This window comes from Pseudomonas sp. FG86 (assembly GCF_057808775.1).
The window spans coordinates 1-25,491 of the sequence record NZ_JBMDIS010000009.1 but is presented as its reverse complement, the minus strand read 5'-3'; the positions used below and the strand labels follow the sequence as shown (position 1 = coordinate 25,491).

The following is a 25,491-nucleotide window of genomic DNA, read 5'->3' as shown; positions in this document are numbered from 1 at the left end:
TCAAGGTTTTATGGCGTGTGCTCAGAAGGTGATCGGAATTTCAAAGGTCTGGAACGCGTCATCCACCGGTTGATAGCCCAGCACGCGCGTGGTTTCGCTTAAATCCAGGCGCTTGAAGCGGTTATTGGAGATGCCATGGGCGATCAGGTGTTTGACGCCGGCTGTTTCCACTGCACGTTGCAGCAATTGCACCGCGTCACGGGGGCTAAGCCAGGCGCTGAGGTCGCGGGCGTTGCGCAGGTCATGGGCCTCGGGGAATTCGAAGGCGCCGATGCGCAGGGCGATGGTCGATAGCGGGGTTTTCGCTGCGTAATAACCGCATAACGCCTCGCCGTAGCATTTGCTCACGCCATACAGGTTGGCAGGCAGCACGGGCATGCCGGGGGTGATCTGGCGGTCTACCGGGTAGCCTTCGATGGTCTGGGCGCTGCTGGCAAATACCAGGCGCTGCACGCCTGCGGCCACGGCGGCTTCGAACAGGTAGGTGGTGGCGAGGATATTGTTGGGCAGCAACTCCTCGAACGACGCGCTGGCGTGGGGGATGCCCGACAGGTGCACGATCACGTCGATGCCTTCGAGCAGGGCGCTGAGGGTGGAGCGGTCGCTAAGGTCGGCGTGTACGAAGCGGTGGTCACCCAGGTCGAAATCCGGCGCGACGCGGTCAGTGAGGATGAAACGGTAGCGCTCTTTCGAAGCCTCGAAAAATGTCTTGCCGATTCTGCCGCAAGCGCCGGTGAGCAGTACGTTGAATCCTTTCACGTGCTTGTCCTTGTGCTTAATTGTGACCGTCGAGGGCGAAGGTCTTGAAGCCGGCGTGCTGGCTGAGCCGCTGGTAGTACGCCGCAATGGCGGGGTAGGGCGGCCGCTGCATGGGCGTCATCTGCCAGCGATGCACCGAGAGGCCGATCAGGATGTCGGCGAGGGTGAAATCATCGCCGGCCACGTAGGCGCCGGTTTTAGCCAACTGTTGTTCCAGCAGCCCCATCTTGTCGTTCCAGGCCTGCACGCCGGCTGCGATGCGTTGCGGGTCCTGATGGTCGGGGCTATTGCGCACCAGCGCCTGGAAGGCATAGCCCCAGGACGGGTTGAGTTCGGTCGCCTGCCAGTCCATCCACTGCTCGACCCGCGCGCGCGGTGCGGGTTCGATGGGCAGCAGGTCGTGGCGTTGGTAGAGGTTCACCAAATAGCGGCAGATGGTGTTGGATTCCCACAGCACGCCGTGGTCATCGATCAGTACCGGAATTTGGGCATTGGGGTTCAGGGCCAGGAATTCGGCGGATTGGGTGGGTTTGAAACCGATGCCCCAGTCTTCGCGCACATAGTCTATGCCCAGTTCCTGGCAGGTCCACAGGACTTTGCGCACGTTGATCGACGAGGTACGGCCCAAGATTTTCAGTGAGTGTCCCATGGTGCTTTCCTGGCGGTGGAGAGTGGTTAATCTAGCAGGGGCCAAGTAGGCGCGGTTAAAAAATGTGGGAGGGGGCTTGCCCCCGATATGCAGTGGGTCAGCTACAGATAGGCTGACTGATTCACCGCTATCGGGGGCAAGCCCCCTCCCACATTTTTATCCAGTAGGGCCTTAGCAGCGTGGTGCGTGCTGGTCCATGGCTTTGCCCACCAGCAACACGCTTAGTTCGCTCAATTGGTGAATGGCCAGGGCAACATCACGGTGTTTGCCGGTAAGGTCATCAGACAGGTCGAGCAGCAAGGTGCTGACGGAGCACACGGTTTCGTAGCTGTTGATCAGCAGGGTTTCGGTGGGGACATCGGGGATGAGCGTGAACAGCGTAGTCGGGGGATTGACGCTTTGCATGGTTGAAGTACCTGGCTGTGCCAACACCCTAATCGCTACTAAACGAATGGGTGGCAGCTGTACGCAGGTTAGTAGACCGGTAATCCCACACAAACCCGGCGCACCCGAAGGCGCCCTACGCACAGCCACCATGGTTGGCTTATGCATATGTGTGGAGAGCTTCAGGCTACTAAACCCGATCACCGAGAAATTCAGCGACCGGCAAACCTTAAAGATCACCCCTCAAGCGCACAAGCCGGCGGATTCTGACGTAAGCGTAGGCAACCGGGCAAGGCGCTTACCGCAATGTCAGCCTCATCCTACAGGCGTCCTACGTGCTTTCCCGCACCTGCAATTCAAACCCCATATCCACTACCGGCTTGGCGATCCTATTGCCCGCCATGATCGTCAACAAATGCTCCGCCGCACGTCGACCGATCGCTTCCCTGGGGGTGCTGATGCTGCTCAAGCGCGGCACCATGAAAGACGACGCTGGCAGGTCGTTAAAGCCCAGCACCGCCACGCGCTCCGGCACGTTGATGCCATGGCGCAGGGCTTCCAGCAGCGCACCTTGCGCCAGGTCGTCGTTGCCGAAGAAGATTGCGTCCACATCCGGGTGCGCCGCGAGCAATTGCAGGAACAGCTCGCCACCCAGGCCGACCGAGGAAGGGCGCGGTGTCAGCAGTTCCAGCGCCGGGTCGTACATTCCCGCTTGTTGCAACGCCCGGCGGAAACCCTCGCCTCGCAGCAGGGTACGTTGGTCCAGTTGCGCGCCGATATAGGCCAGGCGCTTGCGCCCACGGGAGAGCAAATGCGCCGCTGCCGTTTCACCTGCGGCCAACTGTGAGAAACCCACGCAGTTCACGCCCGCATTAGGGTCCAGATCCATCATGTACACACAGGGCACATTGCTGGCCTCGACCATCCGTCGCGCGCTTTCGGTGCGATCGAACCCGGTCAGCAGCAACCCCCGTGGCTGGTAGGCCATGTAGTTGCGCAGCAGGTTTTCTTCTTCATCGCGCGAGTAATGGGAGTTGCCGATCAGTACTTCGAACCCCTTGGGCCGCAGTACCTGATGGATGGCTTCGAGGGTTTCGATAAACAGCAGGTTGGACAACGACGGCACCAACACCACCACCGAATGGCTCTGGGCCGAAGCCAGGGCGCGGGCGGCGGGGTTGACCACATAGTTGAGTTCGGCGGCGGCTCGCTGCACTTTTTCCACCAGTTCGGTGGCCACGGTGCTGATGCCGCGCAGCGCGCGCGAGGCGGTAATCGGGCTGACGCCGGCCAGGCGGGCGACTTCATTGAGGGTAGGGCGACCGGTGGTGCGGGTATTTTTATCGTTCTTAGAGGTCATCAGGCGGCTTGCCAAACAAAAATCGAGGCACTAAGGTAGCGCTGTCTCCAAAAGGCTGCAAATTATTGAACTTTGGGTTGCCTGATCCGGTTCAAATGATTGGAGCGGATGCACGCGTCACTCCATAAAAATGACAAGACGGCGCGGGAAAAGCCTGTTTTTGCACTCGCCTTACAGCGTGCAAAGGTAGCGCTATCTGCGTCCTGAGGTGTTCCATGAGTCAACCTGTTACCGCCCTGGTCATCATGGGTGTTGCCGGCTGTGGCAAGACCAGCGTCAGCGAGGCCCTGTGCCGCCTGAACGGTGCCACGGCCATTGAAGGCGACAGCTTTCACCCCGCCGCGAACATCGAAAAGATGAGCGCCGGCCACCCCCTCAACGACGACGACCGCGCCGGCTGGCTAGACATCCTGTGCGATGAACTGCGCCGCTCGCTCAAAGCCGGTGAACACCCGGTACTCACCTGCTCCGCGCTGAAAAAGAAATACCGCGACCACCTGCGCGAAGCCGCGCCTGGCCTGGGCTTTGTATTCCTGGAACTGACCCGTGAAGTCGCCGCCGACCGCGTGTCCCATCGCCCCGGCCATTTCATGCCGGCCAGCCTCATAGACAGCCAGTTCGCCACCCTTGAATCGCCCAAGGGCGAGCCCCTGACCCTGGCTCTAAACGCCAGCGAAGACAGCGTCGAGGCGCTGGCCGAGCAGACCAACGCCTGGTGGCTGCAACACGGTTTTGAACCAACCCGATAATTTTTTGCCGGACAAGATAGCGCTATCCCCGGCAGGAAATTCAACACCCGTTTTAATAACAACAACAAACAGGAGAGACCCCCCATGTTTGGCATATCCCACGAGTCGTACCTGCTGTTAGATGCAGTCGTTACCATCATCGGGCTGATCGTATTGATTACCCGGTTCAAGGTTCACCCGTTCATTGCGCTGATCATCGCGGCCGGCTTCCTCGGCCTGACCTCGGGTATGCCCGTGGACAAGATCATCAAGGCATTCCAGGACGGTTTCGGCGGGGTGCTTGGCTTTGTCGGCATCATCCTCGCGCTGGGTACGATGCTCGGCAAGATGATGGCTGAATCCGGCGGTGCCGATCAGATCGCCCAGACCTTGATCCGCGCCTTCGGCAAGGAAAAGGTCCAGTGGGCCATGATGTTCGCCGCGTTCCTGGTGGGCATTCCGCTGTTCTTCGAGATCGGCTTTGTGCTGTTGATCCCGTTGGTGTTTATCGTTGCGCGCCGTACCGGCGTGTCGCTGATCAAGATCGGTATCCCGTTGCTGGCCGGCCTGTCGGCGGTGCACGGCCTGGTGCCACCGCACCCGGGTCCACTGCTGGCCATCGGCGTGTTTGGCGCGGATATCGGCAAGACCATCCTGTATGGCCTGATCGTCGCACTGCCGACCGCCATCATTGCCGGCCCGATCTTCGGTACGTTCATTGCCAAGTACATTCCCGGCAACCCGTCCCAGGAGTTGGTCGACCAATTGGCCCGCGAGTCGGAGCACAAGACGTTGCCGAGCTTCAGCATCACCCTGATCACCGTGCTGCTGCCGGTGTTCCTGATGCTGCTGAAAACCTTCGCCGACATCGCCCTGGCCGAAGGCCACGTGGTGCGCAACTGGATGGACATGATCGGTCACCCGATCAGCGCCTTGCTGCTGGCCTTGCTGCTGTCGCTGTACACCTTTGGCCATCGCCAGGGTATCCACTCCAAACAAATCCTCAAGCTGCTCGACGCCAGCCTGGCGCCGACCGCCGCGATCATCCTGATCATCGGTGCCGGTGGTGGCTTCAAGCAGATGCTGGTGACCAGCGGTGTGGGTGACGTGATCGGCCATATGGCGGTCAACGCGCAGATCAACCCGATTTTGCTGGCGTGGCTGGTGGCGGCGGTGATTCGTGTGGCGACGGGTTCGGCGACCGTAGCGACCATTACGGGTGCTGGCATTGTGGTGCCGGTGGTGGGGATGATCCCAGGGGTCAACCGCGAGCTGCTGGTACTGGCGACCGGGGCGGGCTCGTTGATCCTGTCTCACGTTAACGATGCAGGCTTCTGGCTGGTCAAGCAGTACTTCAACATGACCGTGGCCGAGACATTCAAGACCTGGACGGCGATGGAAACCATCCTGTCGGTGGTGGCGCTGATCTTTATCATGTTGCTGTCGTTGGTGGTCTAACAGACACACCACAAGGCCAGGGTGAAAACCCAATCAAATGTGGGAGGGGGCTTGCCCCCGATATAGGGGGTCAATCACTGCATCTGGTGACTGACCCACCGCTATCGGGGGCAAGCCCCCTCCCACATGTTGACCGAGTCAGGCGCCGGTTTTCGGTACTAACCCATCCGCCCGGAACATCCCGCGAATCCCCCGCACCGCCTGGCGAATCCGGTCCTGGTTCTCGATCAGTGCAAAGCGCACATGGTCATCGCCATACTCACCAAAGCCGATCCCCGGCGACACACACACCTTGGCTTCCTGCAGCAGTTTCTTGGCAAATTCCAGCGAGCCCATGGCGGCATAGGCTTCGGGAATCTTCGCCCAGACGTACATCGACGCCTTCGGGTTCTCGACCATCCAGCCCAGTTCATGCAGGCCCTTGACCAGCACATTGCGGCGCTGGCGGTACTGCTCGGCGATGTCCTTGACGCACTGTTGGTCGCCTTCCAGCGCCGCAATCGCGGCGACTTGCAGCGGGGTAAAGGTGCCGTAGTCGTGGTAGCTCTTGATCCGTGCCAGCGCGTTGACCAGTTCCGGGTTACCCACCATGAAACCAATACGCCAGCCGGCCATGTTGTAGCTCTTGGACAGGGTGAAAAACTCCACCGCAATATCCTTTGCCCCAGGCACCTGCATGATCGAGGGGGCTTTCCAGCCGTCGTAGACAATGTCCGCGTACGCCAGGTCATGCACCACCAGTACGTCGTACTGTTTGGCCAGCGCAATCACCCGTTCGAAGAAATCCAACTCCACACACTGCGCGGTGGGGTTGGACGGGAAGCCCAGGATCATCATCTTCGGCTTGGGGATCGAGCCGCGAATCGCCCGTTCCAGCTCGGCGAAGAAGTCCACGCCGGGTACCAGCGGCACCGAACGCACCTGGGCGCCGGCAATCACGGCACCGTAGATATGAATCGGGTAGCTCGGGTTGGGCACCAGTACGGTGTCGCCCTGGTCCAGGGTGGCCAGCATCAAGTGCGCCAGGCCTTCCTTGGAACCGATGGTGACGATGGCTTCCGACTCGGGGTCGATGTCCACGTCGTAGCGGTCTTTGTACCAGCGTGAAATCGCCCGGCGCAGACGTGGAATGCCTTTGGAGGTGGAGTAGCCGTGGGTATCTTCACGCTGGGCGACGGTGACCATTTTCTCCACGATATGGGGAGGCGTGGCGCCGTCGGGGTTACCCATGCTCAAGTCGATGATGTCTTCGCCGCGCCGACGCGCAGCCATCTTCAGCTCGGCAGTGATATTGAACACGTAAGGGGGGAGTCGATCGATGCGCGCAAAGCGGCGCGGCGAACCTTGGTCGGCCATTGTTGCCTCGGAGTACGTAAGCGCCCGGAACCGTCCGAGCGACGTTGGCCACTGCGGTGGCCTGCGGGGCAGACAATACGGTCGATGATGGCCAGTTGTCCAGATGCGTAGGAAAATTTTCTGCATGGAGTACAGCGCGGATATACCCCTATACTCGATATGGGTTTGTTCCCTCATAAGAAGGAGACTGTTCAGATGGATCAGCAGATAACACAACCGTTAGAGCCGCGCATGAAAGACGGCAAAGCCCTGGTAATCGCGGGGGTGCAAGGGCGTTATTCGAAGGCCACGGCGGGCGATATCCCCAAGCTGTGGGGCGTGTTTGACGACAGCGTAAAACACATCAAGAAACGCGTCGACGGTGTGTCCTATGGCGTTTGCCATAACCCCAGCCACGGTGAATTCGATTACATGGCGGGGGTGGAAGTGCCGTCCAAAGGCGATGTGCCGAGCAACTTCGAGTTCGTCGAACTGCCTGCGCACCACTACGCCGTGTTCCCGCACTATGGCCCGGTGCAGGCGCTGGAGCAGACCTACGAGCGCATCATGTTCGAGTGGTTGCCGCACTCGGGCTACAAGGTGGCGGGGGCGGATTTCGAGCGCTACAGCGCGGATTTCGATGTACGCAAGGGCACGGGGACGGTGGAGATCTGGTTGCCCGTGGAACCCCGGTAACCGGCAGGCTGAACACGTCCCTCTGTGGCGAGCGGGCTCGCCCTGCGTTGGGCTGCGCAGCGGCCCCAAAACCTACCGCTGCGGTTCACCCGGAAGAATGCGGCAGCGCTGAATAGGGCTGCCGCGCAGCCCCTCGGCAGAACCATGGTTAAGACGCATGGCGCGAACTTGGCTGTCGGGTTGCTGAGCGATAACTGAAGTATTCATGTCGCATATTCATTACTTTTTATCGGGTGAGTTATCTATACGTGACATTTAAAGCAGGCCAACACCGTATCGACCAAACACCCACCTCAACCTCCGCTCATACCCAACCCGCCCCTGATACGCCTCCCCGCTGTCCACCCATCCGGCGCCCAGATACAGCCCCATCGCCGCCACATTGTCCGTGTCCACCGACAACTCCAGCGCCTTGATCTGCGGCCACGCCTGTATCGCCGCCGCCGGCAGCGCCTGCAAACACGCCTTGCCAAAGCCCCGGCCCTGCTGCTGCCGATCCACCTGTAGCGCATGCAGCGTGGCGCTGTGTTCATCCGCCCAGTGCGGCAGGCAGGGCGGGCGCTTGAGCAGGAGGAACGCCACCGGACGCTCGTCGGCCAGCAGCGCAAAGCCTTTGACGCCTGGGCTTGGGTTGACCAGCAGGGTGTTGAGTGCGCAATACATGTCGCCGCAAAACGGCAACTGCTCAGGATGAACTTCGAGGGCGCCGACTTGCTGTTGTTGCACAGCATTCAGCGCCTCGTAGGCGACAAGGCGGGTTTGCATCGGGGCGTCCGAACGGCTGCAAAGAAGGGCGCAGTCTAGCGGTTTTGCGCTGGACGACATTATTTTTCAACGGGCTGTCGATTTGCCCGGAGGCCGTTCGACTAAGGGTGTCTTCCTTGATTTTCCAACCCGAAGGAGTATCGCCATGAGTACCGCAATCAACACCCTGATCGAAGAATGGAAGCAAGCCGTACTTTCCCGGAATATCGATAAGATTGTCAGCTATTACGCCGACGATGTCGTCTCGTTCGATGCCGTGAGCGCCCTGCAGTTCAAAGGCAAGGCGGCCTACCGTGCGCACTGGGAAGCGTGCATGGAACACTGCCCCGGCCCCGGCATTTTCGAGTTCCACGAACTGCGTATCGTCGAGTCCCAGGACAGCGCATTCGCCCACTGGCTGGCCCACTGCGGCGGCGCCGGGCCGGACGGTGAAGTGAAGGCCTGCTGGATGCGGGTGACGGCCGGCTATCAACGTTTTAACGGCGACTGGAAGGTGGTGCATGAGCATTGGTCGGCGCCGTTCGACATGGCAAGCGGCACGGCACTGTTCGACCTGAAACCTTGAGCGCCGCGAACTATAGTCAGTCGTTGCTAAAACGGAGAACGCCATGAAATACCTGTGCCTGATCTACAGCAATGAACAGCTGTTGCACACTTCGCCAGACAGCCCCAAAGACCCGGAGTGTCTCGCCTACGCCCAGTCGATACAGGCCAGCGGGCGCATGCTCGCCGCCGAGCCGCTGGAGTCGGTGAGCACGGCCACCACCGTGCGCATGCGCAATGGCAAGCTGTCGATTACCGACGGGCCCTTTGCCGAAACCAAGGAGCAACTCGCCGGGTTCTACCTGATCGAGGCGCGGGACTTGAATGAAGCGATCCAGGTGGCCGGTGGCATTCCGGCCGCTCGGGTCGGCAGTGTGGAAGTGCGCCCCGTGCGCGAATTGAATCTCTGACGACAACAACCCTAATACTCAGGAGGTTTATCCCATGCCCAAGCAACCTGCCGAATTTGAGCTGTCCATCAGCCGCGTGATCGATGCGCCGCGCAGCCGTGTGTTCCGCGCCTGGACCGAACCTGCCCTGTTGCAACAATGGTGGGGGCCCCACGGCATGACCACCCCCGAGTGTGAAATGAACCTGTGGGTTGGTGGCCTGTTCCGCACCCTGATGCGCGCACCGGATGGCAGCGAGTACCCGACCCAGGGCGTGTTCCTGGAGATCGACGCGCCCAACCGCCTGGTGTTCACCGATGCCTTCGTGCCGGGCTGGATACCTTCGGGCAAGCCGTTCATGAGCGCTGAAGTCACCTTTGAGGAGCAAGACGGCAAGACCCTCTACACCGCTCGCGCCATGCACTGGAGCGCTGAAGACAAACAGGCCCACGAAGCCATGGGCTTTCACGACGGCTGGGGCCAGAGCCTGGACCGCCTGGTGACGCTGGTGACCCAGGGCATGCGCGATTGACGCCTCCCATCGAGGCGATCTACCGCAGTGAGTCCCGGCGCGTCCTCGCCACGCTGATCCGTTTGCTGGGGGATTTCGACCTCGCCGAAGAAGCCTTGCACGAGGCGTTCTTCGTCGCGGTCGAGCGCTGGCCGCAAGACGGTGTGCCGAGCAACCCACGCGCCTGGCTGGTATCGACCGGACGCTTCAAGGCCATCGATCGTCTGCGCCGCCAGGCCCGGTTTACCCCGTTGTTGCAGGCGCAGGCCGACGCACTGGAAGCCGCTGACTGGAGTGAGGAAGACGTGGAAGACGACCGTCTGCGCCTGATCTTCACCTGCTGCCACCCTGCGTTGGCGGCCGACGCCCAGACGGCGCTGACCTTGCGTGAGGTCTGCGACCTCACCACCGAAGAAATCGCCCGCGCCTTCCTGGCCACGCCCACCACCATCGCCCAACGCATCGTGCGGGCCAAGGGCAAGATCCGCGAGGCGAAGATTCCCTATCAGGTGCCGTCCCTGGCCGAATTACCCGAACGCCTGGACAGTGTGCTGCGCGTGATTTACCTGGTGTTCAACGAAGGCTACTCGGCGTCCATGGGCGCGGACCTGACCCGCGAAGACCTGACCCGTGAGGCCATCCGCCTCGGTCGCTTGTTGACCCAATTGCTGCCCGAACCGGAAGTCCTGGGCTTGCTGGCGTTGATGCTGCTCCACGAATCCCGCCGCGCCGCGCGCACCTCGGCCAGCGGCGAACTGGTGCTGTTGGATGAACAGGACCGTTCGTTGTGGGATACGTCCTTGATGGCTGAAGGTTGCGCGCTGGTGGAACAGGCACTGACCCAGCGGGGTTTTGGCCCGTATTGCCTGCAAGCGGCGATTGCGGCGGTGCATGCCGAGGCACGTAGCGCCGGGGAAACGGATTGGCCGCAGATTATTGGGCTCTACGATGTATTGCTCAGGGCGGTGCCTTCGCCAGTCATTGAATTGAACCGCGCCGTGGCGGTGGCTATGCGCGATGGACCGTTGGCGGGCTTGCAGCAGGTGGAGGCGATTCTGGCGCGCGGCGAGTTGCAGGATTACCACTTGGCGCATTCGGCGCGGGGCGAGTTTTGCCGGCAGTTGGGACGGGTGGAAGAGGCCCGCAGGGCCTATGAAACAGCCCTGTCACTGACCCAGCAGATCCCTGAAAAACACTTCCTCGAACACCGCCTGGCCGAACTCGATTCCCCCAAGCAATGAAGATCCAAATGTGGGAGGGGGCTTGCCCCCGATAACAGGGTGTCAGTCACTGTATTAGGTGACTGACCCACCGCTATCGCGGGCAAGCCCCCTCCCACATTTGATTTTCATTGTCTGGGAGGTATCACTCCAACATCTTCCCCAACAACCAACTCCCCGCCGGCCCCGGAGGATGGTGACGGGACCACAGTGCATCCACGGCCACCGAACGCGGCCAGCCGCGTGCCTTGAGTTCGACCAGTTGCCCGCCACCAAAGCGTTCCACCAGCCAGCGGGGAATCGGTGCCCAGCCGAAACCCAACTGGGCCATCTCCAGCAGCATCAGGTAACTGGGGGCCGACCAGACGCGGCCGTTGGCGCGGGTTTCGTTCGGGTTGATGATACTTGCCAGGCGCAATTCGCGGTGCTGTTGCAGGGCGTGCGCCGTGAGGGTATCGAGGCCCGCCAGCGGATGCTTCGGTGACACGAACAGGGCAATCTCGGTGCGCTCGTCCACCGGCGCGCGGGTCAGGTCCGGCGGATACACGTCCTGTTGTTCAATAAACGCGATCTGCGCCCGCCCGCTTTGGACCAGGGCGATCAGGTCTTCGCATTCGGCGATCAGGCATTCCAGCTCAAGGTCCGGGTAGCGTTGTTCAAACGCGCTGAGGGCGACCTCGAAACGGTCGGACTGGTAGGTATCGGACATGGCGATACTCAGCTTCGGCTCCAACCCCTGGGCCAACTGACTCGCCGCCAACTCCAGCCGGCTGCTGGCCTCCAGCACCTGCTCGGCGCGTTGCAACAACACATGGCCTGCGGGCGTCAGTGTCGGCTTGCGGCTGCTGCGGTCAAACAGCACCACATCCAAATCAATCTCCAGGCTCGCCACCGCTGCGCTGACGGTGGACTGGCTCTTGCCGAGCTTGCGCGCCGCCGCCGAGAACGAACCTTGGGTCGCCGCCTGGACAAATGCCTGCAGCACTTCGTTAGAGGCCATGACTATCGCCTTGATCGATGGTTATTGGTTATGAAGTATCGAGCCAAGGGGTAATGATGGCAACCATCGTCACTCACGGAGCCGGGTTATGAACCCTACCAAGTCGATTACTGAACGTGTGTGCCAGGCCATTGGTTTCGAGGCCCTGGCGTTGTTGATTTGCACGCCGTTGCTGGCGTGGATCATGGATAAACCGGCCCTGGAAATGGGCATGGTCACCCTGGCGATCAGCCTGTTGGCGCTGACCTGGAACGTGATTTTCAATGGCCTGTTCGACCGCCTCAAGGCGCGCTGGCACCTGGCCAACAACGCCTGGACCCGGGGGCTGCATGCCTTGATGTTTGAAGGGGGCTTGATTCTGGTGTGTGTGCCGCTGATTGCCGCCTGGCTGAATATCAGCCTGGTGCAGGCGTTTATCCTCGACATAGGTGTACTGCTGTTTTTCCTGCCGTACACCTATGTGTATCACTGGGGCTATGACGTGCTGCGCGAGAAGCTCCTACAGAAACATGCCGCCCGACGCCTCGATGCGCTGGCCGGTGATCCAGTGGCTGCCGTCGGCCAGCAGGCTGGCAATCGCCCCACCGATATCATTCGGTAAGCCCGCACGGCCCAGGGCGGTGTTGTTGGCGACCATCGCATTGAGGCTGGCGTTGTCACGCACGGCGCCGCCGCCGAAGTCGGTCTCGATGGCGCCGGGGGCCAGGATGTTGACGCTGATGCCGCGTGCGCCCAGCTCCTTGGCCTGGTAGCGGGTCAGCACTTCCATCGCGCCTTTCATGGCCGCGTAGGCGGCGTAGCCCGGCAGACTGAAGCGCGTCAGGCCGCTGGACACATTGAGGATGCGGCCGCCGTCGCGGATTAACGGTAACAGCTGCTGGGTCAGGAAAAACGGGCCCTTGAATTGGATCGCCACCAGTTGGTCGAACTGGGCTTCGGTGGTCTCGGCAAAGCTGGCGTGAATGCCAATCCCCGCGTTATTGATCAGAAAATCGAAGCGCTCCTGTGCGAACACATCCTTGAGCACGCCAGCCACTTCGCCAACAAACTGACTGAAGCTCGCGCTCTGGCTGACATCCAGTTGCAGCATGGCCGCGCGGCCACCCAATTGTTCGATCTGCGCGACCAAAGCCTGCGCTTCCTCCGCTTTGCTGTGGTAAGTGCCGATGATGTCGACGCCTTGCGCCGCCAGGTGCAGCGCGGCGTTTTTACCCAGGCCGCGGCTGGCGCCGGTGATCAATGCGATTTTGCGGGTCATGATGAATGCCTCTGGATGGGATGGTGGCGCACAGTGTATTTGTGCGCCTATAACGTGATAAACAGCAGTGAATCGGAATCACTGGTCGGATCAGGCGAACAATCCCATGAACAAACTCGAACTATTGCGCACCTTCGTACGCGTCACCGAACTGTCGAGTTTCACCGGCGCTGGCGAGAGCCTGGGCTTGCCGCGTTCGACGGTGTCCGAGCATGTGCAGGCGCTGGAAGAACTGCTCGGCGCGCGGTTGCTGCAACGCACCACGCGCACGGTGCAAGCCACGCAGGACGGGCGTGTGCTGTATGAGCGCAGCAAGGATCTGCTCGCGCACATGGAGGAACTGGAAGGGCTGTTTCGCCAGGAGGAAGCGCAACTGGCCGGGCGTATTCGGCTGGACCTGCCCAACGTGATGGCGCGTGACCTGATCCTGCCGCGCCTGCCGCCCTTCATGGCCGCGCACCCGTTGATCGAGCTGGAAATCAGCTGCACCGACCGTCAGGTCGACCTGCTCGCCGAGGGCTTCGATTGCGTGCTGCGCGTGGGCGCGCAGCCGGACCAGTCCGTGGTGGCGCGGCGGTTGTGCAGCCTGCCGATGATCAACTGTGCGAGCGCCACCTACCTGCAACGCTACGGCGTGCCGAAGACCTTGGCCGACCTGGCCGATCACCACCTGGTGCATTACGTGCGCCCGCTGGGTTCGCGCTCGATGGGGTTTGAATACCAGCAGGGCAACAAGGTGCACCGCCTGCCCATGGCCGGGCGGGTCACGGTCAACAGCACCGATGCCTACACGTCGGCGTGCCTGGGCGGCTTCGGGATCATCCAGGTGCCGGCCCTGGGCATGGCGCAGGCGTTGGCCAGTGGTGAGTTGGTGGCGGTGTTACCGGACTATCCGGCGCCGCCGTTGGACGTGTCTCTGCTCTATGCCGGGCAGCGCCATTTACCGCTGCGGGTACGGGTGTTCATGGACTGGCTGGCCGCGACCCTGCAAGACCAACTCTAACGCCGTGCCGACAACTGCTGCGGCGTCAGGAACGCGTCGTGGAAGTAATCGCGGAACGCCTGCATCGCTGGGGTAAACGCCCGTTCGCGGTGCCAGGCCAGGCCGACGCTCATGGGCGTTACCGGGTCGGTCACGGTCAGGGTTTCGATGCGCTTGCCTTCCAGGGACCAGGGCCGATGCACCAGGTCCGACAGGATCGCCACGCCGCTGCCGTTGGCGACCATGCTGCGCACCGCCTCCACCGAGCTGGTGCGCAGCCGCACCTGGGGCGTTTGCCCGGCCTGTTCCCAGTAGCGCATGGCGCTGTGTTCGGCCTCGTCGACGGTGAGCAGGATGTACGGCTCGCGGGCCACATCTGCCAGGCTCACGGCGCCACGTTCGCACAATGGGTGATGGCTGGGCAGCCACAGGCGGCGTTCCGAATTGAAGAGAATTTCCGAGACGATATCCGGGTGGGTGAGGTTGGCGGTCAGGACGACGGCCATATCAAACCGGCCGTTGAGCAGCCCCTGCTCAATGGCCTGGCGCTCTTGTTCGAACACCTCGATGGTCACATCCGGATGCCAGTGCTCCATGCGTTGCAAGTGGTGCGGCAGGAAATACCCCAGCACGGTGTAGCTGGCCGCCACCCGCAATACGCCGCTGGCGCGGTAGTCGGGCAGGGGGCTGTTCAGTGCGTCGTCGACACTGCGCACAATCACATAGGCACGGTTGAGAAAATGCCGCCCGGCGTCAGTGAGGCTCATGCCCTGGGCCGAGCGTACGAACAACTGCACGCCGAGCAGGGCTTCGAGCTCCTTGATCGCCGTGGTCACGGCAGACTGGGAGATGTTCAAGTGAATCGCCGCCTGGGAAATCTGGCCGATTTCGGCGGTGGCGACGAAATAGCGAATTTGGCGCAAGGTCAGGGACATAGCTTTATCTGATTTTCAGAAGATAGATCATCTGATAATAGATCTTCCCAAGGGGTCAAGCCGCAGCCTACTTTCGAGCATCACCTTTTGGCGGAGCGACCTCGATGCAGGCAGTGGATTTCAATTCAGACATGGGCGAAGGCTTCGGCCCCTGGACCATTGGCGACGGCGTTGACGCGGAACTGATGGCCTACATCAGCTCGGCCAATATCGCCACCGGCTTCCATGCCGGCGACCCCGGCACCATGCGTCGCACCGTCGCGCGCGCCAAGCAACTGGGGGTGGCTATTGGTGCGCACCCCGGCTTTCGTGACCTGGTGGGCTTCGGCCGTCGGCATATCCAGGCGCCGGCCCAGGAGCTGGTCGACGACATGCTCTACCAGCTAGGTGCCCTGCGTGAAATCGCCCGTGCCCAGGGTGTGACGCTGCAACATATCAAGCCGCACGGCGCGCTCTACATGCACCTGGCCCGCGACGAAGAAGCCGCGCGGCTGCTGGTACAAAACCTGCAAATCATCGAGCCGACATTGCTGCTGTATTGCATGCCCAATTCGGTGATCTGGCGCGTGGCCAAGGAGCTGGGGCAGCCGGTGGTGCGCGAGTTTTATGCCGACCGTGAATACGACCTCACGGGCTCCATTGTGTTTACCCGCCACGTACGTGCGCTGGACCCGGCCACTGTCGCAGCCCGCGTCCTGCGTGCGTGTCAGACGGGGCTGGTGCGGACCGTAGAAGGCGAAGACCTGTTTATTGAGTTCGACTCCATCTGCCTGCACAGCGACACCCCCGGCGCCCTGGAACTGGTGGAAGCCACCCGTGAAGCGTTGGACCAGGCTGGCATAGCGGTAGTGAACGGGCTTGCTGTGGTGAACAGGCTTGAGGTGTGAGCAGGCTGGGTGTGGCAGTTGGCTTGGTGTGTGAACGGGCTTGATGTGGCGAGCGGGCTTGCCCCGCGTTGGGGCGCGTAGCGGCCCTGAGATCAGACGGCCGAGTTTTACCTGACACTGCACAGTGTCTTTGGATTGGGGCCGCTACGCAGCCCAACGCGGGGCAAGCCCGCTCGCCACAACTGACTCGCTCACACACCAAGCCCGCTCGCCACAGATCATTTTTTGCCTGCCTTTCTACAATGATTCCAAGAGGAACAGACATGGCTGAAACATCCCCAATCCGCTACAGCTTCGGCGCGGATGAACACCTGTTTGCCGAGGTCAGCGACAGCATGTCCCTGGAGGCTTTTTTCAAGGGTATGGCCGTGACCCGCGCCGTGGAGCGCCTGGCCCTGGATGGCGTGCTGGATGTATGCCTGGCCAATGCCTCGTTCCAGATTCGCTTCGACCCCGACCGCATCGCGCCCCATGTGCTGCTCGACGCGGTGCAAAGCGCCGAAGCCCAGGCGGTGGCCGAACGCACCTTGCACACGCGCATCATCGAAATCCCGGTGCTGTACAACGACCCCTGGACCCATGAAACCCTGATGCGTTTTCGCGATCGCCACCAGGACCCCAGCGGCACCGACCTGGAGTACGCCGCGCGCATCAATGGCCTGGCGGATGTCGACGCATTTATCGCCGCCCACAGTGGCGCGCCGTGGTTTGTGTCGATGGTCGGCTTTGTCGCGGGCTTGCCGTTCATGTTCCAGATGGTCGAGCGCGCGCGGCAATTGCAGGTGCCCAAGTACCTGCGCCCGCGTACCGACACGCCAAAGCTGACCCTTGGCCACGGTGGCTGTTTCGGTTGCATTTACTCGGTGCGCGGCGCCGGCGGTTATCAGATGTTCGGCGTAACCCCGGCACCGATCTACGACCCGGCGCAGCAGTTGGCTTACCTCCAGGAACACATGGTGTTCTTCCGCCCTGGCGATATCGTGCAGTTCAAACCCATCGACCGCACGGCCTACGACCTGGCCGTCGCCGAGGTGGACGCTGGACGTTTCGACCTGCGCATCCGCCCGGTGGAGTTTTCCCTCGATGCGTTTCTCGCCGACCCCATCGGCTACCCGAAAACCCTGCAGGAGGCGTTGGCATGATCAAGGTCCTCAAACCCGGGCTGGCCACCTCCGTACAGGACCTGGGCCGTGAAGGTTATTACCACCTGGGCATCCCGCCGTCGGGCGCGCTGGACCAGTACGCGTTGAGCGCGGCCAACCACTTGGTGGGCAATCCGGTCGGCGCGGCCGGGCTGGAATGCACGTTGATCGGCCCCGAACTGGCGTTTCAACAGGACGCGTTGGTGGCCCTCAGCGGTGCACTGATGTCGCCACGCCTGGACGGCGAAGTGGTGCACCAGGACACCGCCTTCCTTGTACGCGCGGGGCAGGTGTTGCGCTTTGAGTTTCCGAAGGCGGGCGCGCGGGCCTATCTGGCGGTCGCCGGGGGGATCGACGTGCCGGTGGTGCTCGGCAGTCGTTCCACTTACACCCTCGGCGCGCTGGGTGGGTTTCACGGGCGGCGCTTGCAGGCAGGTGATGAATTGCCCATCGGCCCAGCCAGCGGACAGGGGCGGGCGGGCAACAGTTTGCCGATGGCGTTGCGTCGTTCGGTCGGTGGCGATGTGACCTTGCGCGTGGTGCCGGGGCTGTATTACGAACGCCTCAGCGATGGGGCAAAAAGCAGCTTTTTTGCCGAACCGTGGACGGTGGGTTCCGAAGCGGACCGCATCGGCTATCGCTTCAGGGGCGGCAGTGCCTTGAGCTTCCAGCCACGGGAGCAGCCGTTTGGGGCCGGGTCTGACCCGTCGAATATCGTCGACAGTTGCTACCCCATCGGCTCGATCCAGGTACCGGCCGGTCTGGAGCCGATTGTGCTGCACCGCGACGCGGTATCCGGCGGTGGTTACGCGATGATCGGCACGGTGATCAGTGCCGACCTGGACCTGATCGGGCAGATGCAGCCGAACCAGCGGGCGGGGTTTGTGGCGGTGACCTTGGAAGAGGCGCTGGAGGCGCGGCGGGTATACAAGAAACGGCTGAAGGCGATGGCCGGGCTCTTCAACAGCTGACACAGCACACGTCAAAATGTGGGAGGGAGCACGTCGAATCGTCGCACCGCCCCTCCCACATTGTGCATCGATGGTGTGTCAGAAGAGTTTGGTGAACAGCCAGTACAGGCTACCGGATAGCACAATCGCCGCGGGCAACGTCAACACCCAGGCCATCAGCAAATTGCGGATGGTCTTCATCTGCAAACCGCCGCCATTGGCCACCATGGTCCCCGCCACACCGGACGACAACACATGGGTGGTCGACACCGGCAACCCGAACATATCCGCCGCGCCGATGGTCAGCATCGCCACGGTCTCGGCCGAGGCGCCCTGGGCGTACGTCAGGTGGGTCTTGCCGATTTTCTCGCCCACGGTCACCACGATGCGCTTCCAGCCGACCATGGTCCCAAGCCCCAGGGCGATGGCCACGGCGATCTTCACCCACAGCGGAATAAACCGGGTGGAATTGTCGATCTGTTGCTTGAACAGTTGCAGCTTGCCCTGGGTATCGGCGTCGAAATGGCCGACCTTGTCCTTGTCCATCAAGCGAATGGTTTCACTGCTCAGGTACATGTCGTTACGCACGTTGCCGACGGCTTCGGCGGGGACTTTGGCCAGGGAGCCGTAGCCTTTGACTTCATCACCGATCTGGCCGGCGAGGGCGGCGAGGGCCGGGATCAGCTCGGGCGTGGCCTCCTTGGTACGCACATAGGTCGACAGGATCGGCCGCGGGTCGCCGGGTAGCCCCTGCGGCGCGCTTTTCATCAGCGCCACTTGGGTCACTTCGGCCACCGCCGCAAACTGCAACGACTGTTCGGCGGGCATGGTGCGGTTCAGCGCATAGGCCATCGGCAAGGTGCCAACCAGGATCAGCATGATCAGGCCCATGCCTTTTTGCCCATCGTTGGAGCCGTGGGCGAACGACACACCGGTGCAGGTGACGATCAGCATGCTGCGAATCCACCAGGGCGGCGGGGTGTCGCCTTTGGGCGCCTTGTACAGTGCACGGTTTTTCACGAAGACACGCAGGGCCAGCAGCAAGAGTGCGGCAAAGACGAAGCCGATCAACGGCGAGAGCAGCAGGGCATAACCGATCTTGATCGCCTGGCTCCAATCCACGCCGCTGGTGCCGTCACGCCCGTGCATCAGGGCGTTGGCCACGCCGACACCGATGATCGAGCCGATCAGGGTGTGGGATGAAGACGCCGGCAACCCCAGCCACCAGGTGCCGAGGTTCCACAGGATCGCCGCGATCAGCAGGGCGAAGATCATCGCGAAACCGGCCGAGGAGCCCACCTGCAAAATCAGCTCGACCGGCAGCAGGGCAATGATGCCGAACGCCACCGCGCCGCTGGAGAGCAGCACGCCGAGGAAGTTGAAAAAGCCCGACCACACCACCGCAAATTGCGGCGGCAGCGAGTTGGTGTAGATCACCGTCGCCACGGCGTTGGCGGTGTCGTGGAAACCGTTGACGAACTCGAAACCCAGGGCGATCAACAGTGCCACGCCCAACAGCAGAAACGGGGTCCAGGTGGTGACGACGGTGCCCAGTTCGTGCATGTCGCGCATCAGGCTGTAGGCGGTAAACAACAGGCCCATGGCGAGCACGGCAAAGAAGATGATCACCGTCAGCAGGCCGGGTTTCTTGTCGAGCCGGGGTTGGGTATCAATCGATGACGTATGCGTGGAGGCAGTCAGGGAAGGGGTGGCCATGCCGGAGCATCCAGTGTTGTGAGGATGTCGTGCATGTTCGTTGCAGAATGTTACAGCGATGCTGCCGCAGGTCATTGTTTAGGTAATCGGGTGTGCCGCTGGTCTATAAAACGCAGGGGAGCCAATGTGGGAGGGATGGGGACCTACGCACCTTTTCAGCCCCTGACAAATCGCCCTGTGGCGAGCGGGCTTGCCCCGCGTTGGGCTGCGAAGCAGCCCCAAAACCAGCCGCCACGGAGTGGCTGATACACCGCGTTCTTCTTGACTGTGGCAGCTACGCAGCCCAACGCGGGACAAGCCCTAATGCCGTTCAGTTAAGGCTTTTTTGTAGGAGCGAGCTTGCTCGCGAAGAACTCACAGGCGCCGCGTTCACTCAGGAAACACGCGTTATCGTTGACGTTTTTCGCGAGCAAGAACTAGGCGTCCCCCTCGCTCCTACAGAAGGCGATGTACGCTTAACTGAACGGCATTAGGGCAAGCCTGCTCGCCACAGCAGCCCTAGATGCCGGGCGTTCAGCGTGATTGATAGCATTTCAGTTTGAAAATTTGCGGAACGCCCAGCGCCCGGCGATCAGCGTGAAGGTCGCGACCAGCGCCACCAGGATCCAGAAGCCCTCCGGGTCCTGGGAAAGCGGCACGCCGCCGACGTTCATGCCGAAAAAACCGGCAATGATATTGATCGGTAACGCCAGCACCGTCACCACGGTCAGCGTGAACAGCGTGCGGTTGCTTTGTTCGTTGAGGTTGGCGGCGATCTCTTCCTGCAACAGCTTGATCCGCTCACCCAGGGCCGTCAGGTCGTTGATGATCAGCGCGAACTCCTCGGTGGACTTGCGCAGCTCCTTCACGTCTTCCTTTTGCAGCCACTGCGGTGGTCGGTTGAGCAGGCGCAATAACGAGCCGGGCTCCAGCGCCAGCAAGCGTTGCAGGCGCACCAGCACCCGGCGTGCGGCCCCCAGTTCGGCGCGGTTGGTGGACAGGCGCGAGGACAGTAGCTGATCTTCGATATGGTCGACGCTGATGCTGGTCTTGCGCACGATCTGCGTCAGCACTTCGCCCTGGTCGCGCAGCAGGTGTACCAGCAGCTCCGAGGGCGAGCGAAAGCGTTCGCCGGCCTTCACCGAAGAACGCAGTTTATCCACCGAGTGCAGGGGTTGCAGACGTGCGCTGATCAACAGCCGGCTGCGGGCGCACACCCACAGTGTGGAAATATCCGACGAGACCATGCTGCTGAAGTTGAACACCACGTCGTTGACCACCGCCAGCAAGGCCGAGTCGACGTGCTCGATACGGGTGGAGCGCGAGCCTTCGTGCAAGGCTTCGAAGAACTCTTCCGGTAAATCCAGATGCGCCTGCATCCAGCGCTCGCACGCGGCGTGGGCCAGGTTCAGGTGCAGCCAGAGGAATTCTTCCGGGTCGCCCGGTTGCTGTAATGCTTGCAAGGCCGTGGCTGAATCAATCTGCTCACCCTTTTCACCGGGGCGAAAACGAAAACCGTAAAGCAAGCCAAACAGATCAGGATCCTGGTGGCTGTGGTCGATGCTGTGGTTCATGGCGGCTCGCAAAGAAAGCGCCTGTAGGACGTTTCACAGGTTCGCGTGGGCGAATCATTGCAAGGATATTTGACAGTTTTGTGACCGTTTGAAGGGGGCGAGCATAATTAAGACACTTTTTTGACCATCGGTCCGATAGGCTCAAGAAGCGTCTAGGACAGCCGATCCAGCACATAAGCACCCTACGCCCAGGCGTGCCTTTTATGACAGGGAAGTTGAGGCGTGCATGCACCCTATTTTCTTTGTATCGAGAATTCCCCCCAATGAATCTTTTGCGAACTTCCTTGAGAGCACAAATCCTGTCGTTGCTCGGTGGCAGCCTGTTGGCGATGCTTTTGATTGCCCTGGCCTGTTTCAACTTCCTCTCCAGCGGGGTACAGAGCTATCGCAGTTTGCTTGAAGGGCCGTTGCTGACCTCACAGTTGATCGATGAAGCCAACCTGCAATTCAAGGTGCAGGTGCAGGAATGGAAAAACGTGCTGTTGCGCGGCAAGCAGCCTCAGGAGTTGGAGAAGTACTGGAGCCAATTCCAGGACCGGCAGCGCGATGTCCAAGGCATTCTGACGCGGCTGGTGACCCAGACCAACAGCGACCCGGCCCTTAGCCGGCGTATTGAAACCCTGCGTCAGGAACACCAGCAACTCGGCGTCGCCTATCAGAAGGGCCGTGATGCCTATGTGGCCGCGGGTGCCGACCCGGCCGCCGGTGATACGGCGGTCAAAGGCGTGGACCGCTCCGCCAGTGAGCAGATGAGCGCCCTGGTCAGCGACCTGCGGGCCCAAGGCACCCAGCAATCCCAGGCCATCAGCGCCTATGCCGAACGCACGGTACTGATGGGCCTGGCGATCATGCTGCTGTCCGGGGTACTGATCGGTTTGTTCAGCCTGTGGTTGATCAACCGCAACCTGATCCTGCCGATCCGTGGCCTGATCGACTACGTGACCCAACTGAGCCATGGTCGCTTTGCCGAGCGCGTCGCCAGCCGCCGTCAAGACGAACTGGGGCACCTGGCCGCTGCTGCGAATACCTTGCGCGACTTTTTGGCCGAAACCTTCAGCCGCCTGCAACGCAGCGCCACCGATCTGGTCAACGCCAGCGGCGAGTTGAACTCGATCGCCGGGCAGATGGCGACCGGCACCCATGAACAATTCAATCGCACCGACCAGGTGGCCACGGCCATGACCGAAATGTCGGCCACCGCGCAGGAAGTGGCGCGCCACGCCGCCAGTGCTTCGCGCGCGGCCGATGAGGCCGACCATTCAGCCCGCGAGGGCGGCGAAGTGATGAAAGTCACCATCGCCACCATCGGCCAGATGCGCGATGAAATCCTCAACACCGGTACGATCATTCGCCGCCTGGAAACCGACAGTGTGCGCATCGGCAAAGTGCTGGAAGTGATTCGCGGGATCGCCGAGCAGACCAACCTGCTGGCGCTTAACGCGGCGATTGAAGCGGCACGGGCGGGCGAGGCGGGGCGTGGGTTTGCGGTGGTGGCTGATGAAGTGCGCAGCCTGGCGCAACGCACGGCGGCGTCGATCATCGAGATCAACCAGATTATCCAGGCCGTGCAAACCGGTGCGGTGGATGCGGCCGAGGCGATTGTCACGGGCCAGTCGTGCAGTGATGACAGCGTGGAAAAAGTCACCCAGGCCGGTGCGATGCTCGCTCACATCACCCAGGCGGTGGAAGCGATTCGCGACATGAACCGTCAGATTGCCACGGCGGCCGAGGAACAGACGTCGGTGGCCGAAGACATTTCGCGCAATATCACCCAGATCACCACCGTGGCCACGACCAACCTCGACAACGTGAAGCGCACCGAAGCGGCGAGCCACAACTTGCGCGGCTTGTCCGGCGAGTTGAACGAGGTGACGGCGCGCCTGAGCGCCTGATCAGGCTGAAACGGCCTTGCGCCCTCTGCGCGCTGAGCGGCTCCGGGCCGTCATGGTTGCCGCGATGAAGGGCAGTGACCAGCAGGTAGATGGATGAACGCCCATAAAAAAACCGCGCCACCCAAAGGTGGCGCGGTTTTTTCAAGGGTTGACTCAAGTGTCGAGTTTGTCTTCCAACACGGCGCCGGTCTTGGCGTCGAGTTTCACTTCGAACTTCTTGCCGGCGGTGTCGGTCAGGTCGACTTCGTAGACCAGTACACCGCTTTTGTTGTGGTCCAGCTCGGTGTCGGTGATGCTGGCACCTGCGTGCTTGGCCAGCGCGGCGGCATTGAGTTGCTCGAAAGGCTTCACGGCACCGGACTTGAGCAGGCCTTCAATGTGATCCGGGCGAACATCCGCCTGGGCCAGGCCGGCGGTCAGGGTCAGGGCAGTGGCGGCAAACAGGGCAGTCAGGGTTTTCATCGTGTGTGTCCTTCTTCGTTGAGCTGTTTAAGTGGCGCCAGATTAACCAGCGCAACTTAACTCATCCTTAATGGCAAACTGACTCACTCAGTACTTATAGTCGTTCAGCAGGTCCTGCACGCTGGACGACGGCCAGCGCTTGTAGAACTTCAGCAGTTCGGCTGCGCGGTTGGTGAAGATGCCATCGACACCGGCTTTCATCACTTTCTCGAAGTCCACGGGCTCATCCACGGTGTAGACGTGCACCAGCAGGCCCTTGTCGTGGGTCAGCTTGTTCATTTCAGGCTTGACCAGGTCGGTGTAACTCTGGTCGCCGTGGGCCGTCAGTTCGGCCGAAGGGCCCGTGCCGATGGCGCCCAGGCTCTTGGCTTCGTCGACCCACTTTTCGAACTCGGCAAAGTCTTTCGGCTCTTGCTTGGCGTAGTAGGCCGCCTTGGTCGGTTCGCCGGATTCGGCGAAGGTGACTTTGGACTTAGGCTCGATGCTGCCTTCACCCACCCACAACAGCAGGATCTTCGGGGTGTTCGGCATTTCTTTCTGCAGCTCTTTGAGGCTGGCGGTCTCGAACGTTTGCAACACCACGCGGCCCTTGCCTTGGCCGACGCCGGTGTTGCTCTTGCCCAGCTTGGAGCCGGCGGAGCTCAGCCAGCCTTTGTCCAGCAGCTTGTTCTTCAGGTCGGCTTCGATACCGGGGAATTGCTTGGGCTCCTTGGTCTCGATGTACAGGCCGGGTTTGTGCTGCGGGTTGCCTTCGGCGATCTTGATGATGTCGTCCAGGCTCTGGATTTTCAGGCCGACGAAGCCGGGACGGGCGCGATCCGGGTAGGCGGCATTGAACCAGCTGCCGGCGTCGAGGGTTTGCAGTTCTTTCCAGGTGAACTCGTTGGCCGGGGCGTCCTTGCGCTCGGGAAACTTGGTGGCCACGTCGGTGGTGCGTTGCAGGTTGTTGTCGTGCAAGGCGAACAGCACGCCGTCCTTGCTGCGCTGCAGGTCCATTTCCAGGTAGTCGGCGCCCAGGTCTCGCGCCACCTTGTAGGCCGCGGCGGTGGATTCAGGGGCGTCGTAGGAGGCGCCACGGTGGGCGATCACGGCAGGGTGGGGAATGCCTTCGTTAGTTGCCAATTCAGCCGGGCTGATCGGGTCGGCAGCCTGTACAGGGGCCACGCCGAGCATCAGGGCGAGCAGCACGCCCCCTAGGGTGGCGGGCGCCGGGCCGTTGGTAAACGTGACAGGCATATGCGAAATCCTTTCGTGGAGGTAGCTTTGAGAAGGCCTCCTTTTTAACAATTGATTGCGAACGGCGCTATCACCAAACCGACATTAACGTGCGCACGCGCCAATTTTCTCGGTTTTTTTGCGATACATTGCAGTACTCTTGTTGCGAACTGCCCCGTTAGAGGGCAGTCCTTTCTGCCACGCGTGTAAACCATCTTTCCAGTCCCTGTGGGACTTTTCAGTGAGGTTTACCATGCGCATCACCTCCGAGCTTATCTGCCAGGCTGCCGATCAACTCCGCGGATTTGTCGGCCTGAACCGCAAGACCGGCCAATACATCGTACGTTTCAGCGAAGACTCCTTCGGCATGGACGTGGCCGATGACGGCATCATTCCTACCGCGGAATTCGTCTGGTTGCCGGCCCCTGAGCAGACCATGACGCTGTCGCGCGAACGTATCCAGTTGCTGTTGGACCAGAATATCGACGACCGCATCAACATCAGCGAACCGCTGCGTGTGTATATGCGGCGCGTGGAGATTCCGCAGATCAGCGCATTACGCAGCCTGGTGAGCTAGACGGCATAAGCGGTAAGCGAGCTTTTTGTGGCAGTGGGCTTGTTGTGGTGGGCAGGCTTTCTCTGGTGAGCGGGCTTGTTGTGGCGAGCGGGCTTGCCCCGCGTTGGGCTGCACAGCAGCCCCAA

At 61.4% G+C, this 25,491-nt stretch carries 27 protein-coding genes; 14 read left to right on the top strand and 13 right to left on the bottom strand.

Annotated features, from left to right (window positions below; translation table 11 throughout):
* Positions 1-21: 21 nt before the first annotated feature.
* From ACODSV_RS08630 to gntR, 4 genes are all read right to left on the bottom strand, one after another.
* The gene (locus tag ACODSV_RS08630; protein ID WP_150056023.1) at positions 22-759 is read right to left on the bottom strand and encodes an NAD-dependent epimerase/dehydratase family protein; all 738 of its coding nucleotides are present in this window, start codon (positions 757-759) and stop codon (positions 22-24) included.
* Positions 760-775: 16 nt separating this feature from the next.
* On the bottom strand, positions 776-1,408 hold the full coding sequence (locus ACODSV_RS08625; protein ID WP_024077063.1) for a glutathione S-transferase family protein: 633 nt from the start codon (positions 1,406-1,408) through the stop codon (positions 776-778).
* 171 nt (positions 1,409-1,579) lie between these two features.
* Positions 1,580-1,813: a DUF6124 family protein gene (locus tag ACODSV_RS08620; protein WP_024077062.1), complete on the bottom strand. Its 234-nt coding sequence runs from the start codon at positions 1,811-1,813 to the stop codon at positions 1,580-1,582.
* Between the two features lie 310 nt (positions 1,814-2,123).
* On the bottom strand, positions 2,124-3,155 hold the full coding sequence (gntR, locus tag ACODSV_RS08615; RefSeq protein WP_168233484.1) for an HTH-type transcriptional regulator GntR: 1,032 nt from the start codon (positions 3,153-3,155) through the stop codon (positions 2,124-2,126).
* A gap of 212 nt (positions 3,156-3,367) precedes the next feature.
* Between gntR and ACODSV_RS08610 the strand changes: the two genes are divergently transcribed.
* Both ACODSV_RS08610 and ACODSV_RS08605 read left to right on the top strand, forming a co-directional pair.
* Positions 3,368-3,901: a gluconokinase gene (locus ACODSV_RS08610; protein ID WP_024077060.1), complete on the top strand. Its 534-nt coding sequence runs from the start codon at positions 3,368-3,370 to the stop codon at positions 3,899-3,901.
* An 84-nt stretch (positions 3,902-3,985) separates the two neighbouring features.
* Positions 3,986-5,338, top strand: coding sequence for a GntP family permease (locus ACODSV_RS08605; protein ID WP_150095323.1), 1,353 nt, complete (start codon positions 3,986-3,988; stop codon positions 5,336-5,338).
* 138 nt (positions 5,339-5,476) lie between these two features.
* Here the strand turns inward: ACODSV_RS08605 and alaC are convergent, their stop codons facing one another.
* Complete coding sequence (gene alaC / locus ACODSV_RS08600) at positions 5,477-6,694, bottom strand: alanine transaminase (protein ID WP_102625299.1); 1,218 nt, start codon at positions 6,692-6,694, stop codon at positions 5,477-5,479.
* 195 nt (positions 6,695-6,889) lie between these two features.
* Here alaC and ACODSV_RS08595 point away from each other — a divergent pair, with 195 nt between their 5' ends.
* Complete coding sequence (locus ACODSV_RS08595; protein WP_150055822.1) at positions 6,890-7,369, top strand: GyrI-like domain-containing protein; 480 nt, start codon at positions 6,890-6,892, stop codon at positions 7,367-7,369.
* A 255-nt stretch (positions 7,370-7,624) separates the two neighbouring features.
* Here the strand turns inward: ACODSV_RS08595 and ACODSV_RS08590 are convergent, their stop codons facing one another.
* Positions 7,625-8,134, bottom strand: a complete 510-nt coding sequence (locus ACODSV_RS08590; RefSeq protein ID WP_069076892.1) for a GNAT family N-acetyltransferase — start codon at positions 8,132-8,134, stop codon at positions 7,625-7,627.
* Between the two features lie 145 nt (positions 8,135-8,279).
* Between ACODSV_RS08590 and ACODSV_RS08585 the strand changes: the two genes are divergently transcribed.
* From ACODSV_RS08585 to ACODSV_RS08570, 4 genes are read left to right on the top strand one after another with little or no spacing between them, the layout of a single operon-like run.
* Positions 8,280-8,699: a YybH family protein gene (locus ACODSV_RS08585; protein WP_150055821.1), complete on the top strand. Its 420-nt coding sequence runs from the start codon at positions 8,280-8,282 to the stop codon at positions 8,697-8,699.
* 43 nt (positions 8,700-8,742) lie between these two features.
* Complete coding sequence (locus ACODSV_RS08580; protein WP_024077054.1) at positions 8,743-9,087, top strand: YciI family protein; 345 nt, start codon at positions 8,743-8,745, stop codon at positions 9,085-9,087.
* A 34-nt stretch (positions 9,088-9,121) separates the two neighbouring features.
* Positions 9,122-9,598: an SRPBCC family protein gene (locus ACODSV_RS08575; RefSeq protein ID WP_150055820.1), complete on the top strand. Its 477-nt coding sequence runs from the start codon at positions 9,122-9,124 to the stop codon at positions 9,596-9,598.
* Positions 9,595-10,818 (top strand): RNA polymerase sigma factor, encoded by a 1,224-nt coding sequence (locus ACODSV_RS08570; RefSeq protein ID WP_150055819.1) that lies wholly within the window; start codon positions 9,595-9,597, stop codon positions 10,816-10,818. The genes ACODSV_RS08575 and ACODSV_RS08570 overlap by 4 nt, the downstream gene beginning before the upstream one ends.
* Positions 10,819-10,942: 124 nt before the next feature.
* On the opposite strand, the gene ACODSV_RS08565 is transcribed toward ACODSV_RS08570, so the two are convergent.
* Positions 10,943-11,797 carry a LysR family transcriptional regulator gene (locus tag ACODSV_RS08565; protein WP_069076895.1) on the bottom strand — a complete coding sequence of 285 codons (855 nt, stop codon included), beginning with the start codon at positions 11,795-11,797 and terminating at the stop codon, positions 10,943-10,945.
* An 88-nt stretch (positions 11,798-11,885) separates the two neighbouring features.
* On the opposite strand from ACODSV_RS08565, the gene ACODSV_RS08560 reads away from it, so the two are divergent.
* Complete coding sequence (locus ACODSV_RS08560) at positions 11,886-12,398, top strand: multidrug/biocide efflux PACE transporter (protein ID WP_150054479.1); 513 nt, start codon at positions 11,886-11,888, stop codon at positions 12,396-12,398.
* Here the strand turns inward: ACODSV_RS08560 and ACODSV_RS08555 are convergent.
* Positions 12,297-13,055 carry an SDR family NAD(P)-dependent oxidoreductase gene (locus ACODSV_RS08555; RefSeq protein ID WP_150054478.1) on the bottom strand — a complete coding sequence of 253 codons (759 nt, stop codon included), beginning with the start codon at positions 13,053-13,055 and terminating at the stop codon, positions 12,297-12,299. The two genes, ACODSV_RS08560 and ACODSV_RS08555, sit on opposite strands and share 102 nt — an antisense overlap.
* A gap of 106 nt (positions 13,056-13,161) precedes the next feature.
* On the opposite strand from ACODSV_RS08555, the gene ACODSV_RS08550 reads away from it, so the two are divergent.
* Positions 13,162-14,058 carry a LysR family transcriptional regulator gene (locus tag ACODSV_RS08550; protein ID WP_150054477.1) on the top strand — a complete coding sequence of 299 codons (897 nt, stop codon included), beginning with the start codon at positions 13,162-13,164 and terminating at the stop codon, positions 14,056-14,058.
* On the opposite strand, the gene ACODSV_RS08545 is transcribed toward ACODSV_RS08550, so the two are convergent.
* The gene (locus tag ACODSV_RS08545; RefSeq protein ID WP_150054476.1) at positions 14,055-14,972 is read right to left on the bottom strand and encodes a LysR family transcriptional regulator; all 918 of its coding nucleotides are present in this window, start codon (positions 14,970-14,972) and stop codon (positions 14,055-14,057) included. The two genes, ACODSV_RS08550 and ACODSV_RS08545, sit on opposite strands and share 4 nt — an antisense overlap.
* Positions 14,973-15,076: 104 nt before the next feature.
* Here ACODSV_RS08545 and ACODSV_RS08540 point away from each other — a divergent pair, with 104 nt between their 5' ends.
* The 3 genes from ACODSV_RS08540 (at position 15,077) to ACODSV_RS08530 (ending at position 17,972) form a co-directional block, all read left to right on the top strand.
* Positions 15,077-15,859, top strand: coding sequence for a 5-oxoprolinase subunit PxpA (locus ACODSV_RS08540; RefSeq protein WP_024077046.1), 783 nt, complete (start codon positions 15,077-15,079; stop codon positions 15,857-15,859).
* A 263-nt stretch (positions 15,860-16,122) separates the two neighbouring features.
* Entirely contained in the window at positions 16,123-17,001 is an 879-nt protein-coding gene (locus ACODSV_RS08535) for a 5-oxoprolinase subunit B family protein (RefSeq protein WP_024077045.1), read from the top strand.
* Positions 16,998-17,972: a 5-oxoprolinase subunit C family protein gene (locus ACODSV_RS08530; protein ID WP_150056366.1), complete on the top strand. Its 975-nt coding sequence runs from the start codon at positions 16,998-17,000 to the stop codon at positions 17,970-17,972. Before ACODSV_RS08535 ends, ACODSV_RS08530 begins: the two co-directional genes overlap by 4 nt.
* Before the next feature lie 78 nt (positions 17,973-18,050).
* Here ACODSV_RS08530 and ACODSV_RS08525 read toward each other — a convergent pair whose 3' ends face one another.
* Positions 18,051-19,667 carry an inorganic phosphate transporter gene (locus tag ACODSV_RS08525; protein ID WP_150055917.1) on the bottom strand — a complete coding sequence of 539 codons (1,617 nt, stop codon included), beginning with the start codon at positions 19,665-19,667 and terminating at the stop codon, positions 18,051-18,053.
* Between the two features lie 533 nt (positions 19,668-20,200).
* Positions 20,201-21,220, bottom strand: a complete 1,020-nt coding sequence (locus ACODSV_RS08520) for a transporter (RefSeq protein WP_024077042.1) — start codon at positions 21,218-21,220, stop codon at positions 20,201-20,203.
* Between the two features lie 263 nt (positions 21,221-21,483).
* Here ACODSV_RS08520 and ACODSV_RS08515 point away from each other — a divergent pair, with 263 nt between their 5' ends.
* The gene (locus tag ACODSV_RS08515) at positions 21,484-23,112 is read left to right on the top strand and encodes a methyl-accepting chemotaxis protein (protein ID WP_150056158.1); all 1,629 of its coding nucleotides are present in this window, start codon (positions 21,484-21,486) and stop codon (positions 23,110-23,112) included.
* Positions 23,113-23,265: 153 nt separating this feature from the next.
* Here ACODSV_RS08515 and ACODSV_RS08510 read toward each other — a convergent pair whose 3' ends face one another.
* Both ACODSV_RS08510 and ACODSV_RS08505 read right to left on the bottom strand, forming a co-directional pair.
* Positions 23,266-23,574 (bottom strand): PepSY domain-containing protein, encoded by a 309-nt coding sequence (locus ACODSV_RS08510; protein WP_024077040.1) that lies wholly within the window; start codon positions 23,572-23,574, stop codon positions 23,266-23,268.
* A gap of 87 nt (positions 23,575-23,661) precedes the next feature.
* On the bottom strand, positions 23,662-24,810 hold the full coding sequence (locus tag ACODSV_RS08505; protein ID WP_150056157.1) for a glycerophosphodiester phosphodiesterase family protein: 1,149 nt from the start codon (positions 24,808-24,810) through the stop codon (positions 23,662-23,664).
* Positions 24,811-25,042: 232 nt separating this feature from the next.
* Here ACODSV_RS08505 and ACODSV_RS08500 point away from each other — a divergent pair, with 232 nt between their 5' ends.
* Complete coding sequence (locus ACODSV_RS08500; protein ID WP_024077038.1) at positions 25,043-25,366, top strand: DUF2025 family protein; 324 nt, start codon at positions 25,043-25,045, stop codon at positions 25,364-25,366.
* Positions 25,367-25,491: the final 125 nt, after the last annotated feature.

Excerpts from the sequence above, each read along its gene's own strand:
- ACODSV_RS08625 (WP_024077063.1), bottom strand. The coding sequence starts at position 1,408 with ATGGGACACTCACTGAAAATCTTGGGCCGTACCTCGTCGATCAACGTG.
- ACODSV_RS08620 (WP_024077062.1), bottom strand. The coding sequence starts at position 1,813 with ATGCAAAGCGTCAATCCCCCGACTACGCTGTTCACGCTCATCCCCGAT.
- ACODSV_RS08610 (WP_024077060.1), top strand. The coding sequence starts at position 3,368 with ATGAGTCAACCTGTTACCGCCCTGGTCATCATGGGTGTTGCCGGCTGT.
- ACODSV_RS08605 (WP_150095323.1), top strand. The coding sequence starts at position 3,986 with ATGTTTGGCATATCCCACGAGTCGTACCTGCTGTTAGATGCAGTCGTT.
- alaC (WP_102625299.1), bottom strand. The coding sequence starts at position 6,694 with ATGGCCGACCAAGGTTCGCCGCGCCGCTTTGCGCGCATCGATCGACTC.
- ACODSV_RS08595 (WP_150055822.1), top strand. The coding sequence starts at position 6,890 with ATGGATCAGCAGATAACACAACCGTTAGAGCCGCGCATGAAAGACGGC.
- ACODSV_RS08590 (WP_069076892.1), bottom strand. The coding sequence starts at position 8,134 with ATGCAAACCCGCCTTGTCGCCTACGAGGCGCTGAATGCTGTGCAACAA.
- ACODSV_RS08585 (WP_150055821.1), top strand. The coding sequence starts at position 8,280 with ATGAGTACCGCAATCAACACCCTGATCGAAGAATGGAAGCAAGCCGTA.
- ACODSV_RS08580 (WP_024077054.1), top strand. The coding sequence starts at position 8,743 with ATGAAATACCTGTGCCTGATCTACAGCAATGAACAGCTGTTGCACACT.
- ACODSV_RS08575 (WP_150055820.1), top strand. The coding sequence starts at position 9,122 with ATGCCCAAGCAACCTGCCGAATTTGAGCTGTCCATCAGCCGCGTGATC.
- ACODSV_RS08565 (WP_069076895.1), bottom strand. The coding sequence starts at position 11,797 with ATGGCCTCTAACGAAGTGCTGCAGGCATTTGTCCAGGCGGCGACCCAA.
- ACODSV_RS08560 (WP_150054479.1), top strand. The coding sequence starts at position 11,886 with ATGAACCCTACCAAGTCGATTACTGAACGTGTGTGCCAGGCCATTGGT.
- ACODSV_RS08555 (WP_150054478.1), bottom strand. The coding sequence starts at position 13,055 with ATGACCCGCAAAATCGCATTGATCACCGGCGCCAGCCGCGGCCTGGGT.
- ACODSV_RS08550 (WP_150054477.1), top strand. The coding sequence starts at position 13,162 with ATGAACAAACTCGAACTATTGCGCACCTTCGTACGCGTCACCGAACTG.
- ACODSV_RS08545 (WP_150054476.1), bottom strand. The coding sequence starts at position 14,972 with ATGTCCCTGACCTTGCGCCAAATTCGCTATTTCGTCGCCACCGCCGAA.
- ACODSV_RS08540 (WP_024077046.1), top strand. The coding sequence starts at position 15,077 with ATGCAGGCAGTGGATTTCAATTCAGACATGGGCGAAGGCTTCGGCCCC.
- ACODSV_RS08535 (WP_024077045.1), top strand. The coding sequence starts at position 16,123 with ATGGCTGAAACATCCCCAATCCGCTACAGCTTCGGCGCGGATGAACAC.
- ACODSV_RS08530 (WP_150056366.1), top strand. The coding sequence starts at position 16,998 with ATGATCAAGGTCCTCAAACCCGGGCTGGCCACCTCCGTACAGGACCTG.
- ACODSV_RS08525 (WP_150055917.1), bottom strand. The coding sequence starts at position 19,667 with ATGGCCACCCCTTCCCTGACTGCCTCCACGCATACGTCATCGATTGAT.
- ACODSV_RS08520 (WP_024077042.1), bottom strand. The coding sequence starts at position 21,220 with ATGAACCACAGCATCGACCACAGCCACCAGGATCCTGATCTGTTTGGC.
- ACODSV_RS08515 (WP_150056158.1), top strand. The coding sequence starts at position 21,484 with ATGAATCTTTTGCGAACTTCCTTGAGAGCACAAATCCTGTCGTTGCTC.
- ACODSV_RS08510 (WP_024077040.1), bottom strand. The coding sequence starts at position 23,574 with ATGAAAACCCTGACTGCCCTGTTTGCCGCCACTGCCCTGACCCTGACC.
- ACODSV_RS08505 (WP_150056157.1), bottom strand. The coding sequence starts at position 24,810 with ATGCCTGTCACGTTTACCAACGGCCCGGCGCCCGCCACCCTAGGGGGC.
- ACODSV_RS08500 (WP_024077038.1), top strand. The coding sequence starts at position 25,043 with ATGCGCATCACCTCCGAGCTTATCTGCCAGGCTGCCGATCAACTCCGC.